At 46.7% G+C, this 1,470-nt stretch carries 2 protein-coding genes; both read right to left on the reverse strand.

From position 1 onward, the window contains the following. Nucleotides 1–384, reverse strand: a 384-nt coding sequence (locus R8269_RS24270) for a response regulator (RefSeq protein WP_318222783.1), incomplete at its 3' end; no start/stop codon positions are given. Nucleotides 385–388: 4 nt separating this feature from the next. Beyond that, the coding region (locus R8269_RS24275) for a histidine kinase (protein WP_318222782.1) at nt 389–1,470 on the reverse strand (1,082 nt) is incomplete at its 5' end.

Genomic DNA, 1,470 nt, shown 5'->3' on the forward strand with positions numbered 1-1,470 from the left:
ATACTTGGCAACCTCTTGACTGTATGCCTTGTCACCCTGATGGGCCTGTTTGAGTAGCTCAACAAGCTCATCCGGCTCTGTATCTTTTAACAAGTAGCCATCCGCGCCACTGCGTACAATCGCTTCAATATCCGCAGGGCTGTCTGAAACGGTCAGAATAACAATCCTCGCCTCACAGCCATCTGCTCGCAGCGCTTTTAACGTATCCAGCCCAGACATGCCTTTCATGTTGAGGTCTAGCAGCACCAAATCGAGCTCAAGCTCATGCGCTTTTGCGACTGCATCTGCGCCATTGCTTGCTTCTGCAACGACTTCAAACTCTGGCTCAAAGCTCAGGAGTTGATGGATACCACGTCGCATCAGTGGATGATCATCCACCAGCATTACTTTACACACTGTCAAAGTTTACTTCCTTACTGTGTTGGAATTCGAGTTTTACGGTGCATCCTTTGTTTATTGATGCCTCAATCTGTAGATCGGCGTGCAGTCTCGCTGCTCGCTCTTGCATGATCGTCATACCGTAATGATTAATTTTTTCGTCCTGATGTTCAAAGCCTACCCCGTCATCGGAGACGGTTACTGTGACTTTCCCATCACAATCAAGACATTGAATATGTATATGGTCAGCTTGCGCATGCTTAATCGCATTCAGTGCCGCCTCTCTGATCAACTGTAGTAAATGGACTTGTTGATGCGCATCTAATTCCGTCGATGAAAGTCTATTTTTCAACGTAATTTCTGCCGTTGTTTGCTCATTAAGCGTTTCAACCATCTCTTGCAGCGCTTGGCCAAAACTGCCTTCTTTGATCGTCAGACGGAATGTCGTTAACAGCTCACGTAACTGGGTATAAGCAGCCGACAAGCCCGTATCCAGCTCTGCAATCACTTGATTGGCTTGAGCAATGGCCTTTTCGTCAGGAAGATTTTTCACGCTTCTCTTTAATAAAGCGACCTGAATTTTCAAATAGGATAACGCTTGAGCCAAAGAGTCGTGAAGTTCGCGAGCAATGGTCGCGCGCTCTTCCATCAACAAAATTTGTTCTGCTTGACGCTGTGCGCGATTGTAGTACACCGCTCGCGAGAGAATTTGTACAAAGTTGTCAATTAGCGTCTCGTTCGGGCACGGTAAGCCTGCTTTCCAATATAGAGAACCGAGATGTTCGCCATCTAACGTTAAAGGTTCTGCATGACATTCATCATCACAATCATGGCAGCACTCTTCCCCTTCCGTAAGGATCCAATTAGGCTCTCCCAACTGTTCGATTTCAAGCTTCACCGCTTTAATGCCTTCTAAGCTCGCAATGTGCTTCAAAATCGCCTGGAAATTATCCTGATTAATGCGCGATGCAGTGAGCTCTTTTGAGGAATCATAAAGCACTTCTAAAGACTGATTCGCATGTTGCAACTTGCGAGTTTTCTCGTCTACCGCCTGTTCCAATCCACGATAGAGCTTACCGAGGGCTGTCGCCA

Source organism: Vibrio sp. Vb0667, assembly GCF_033391095.1.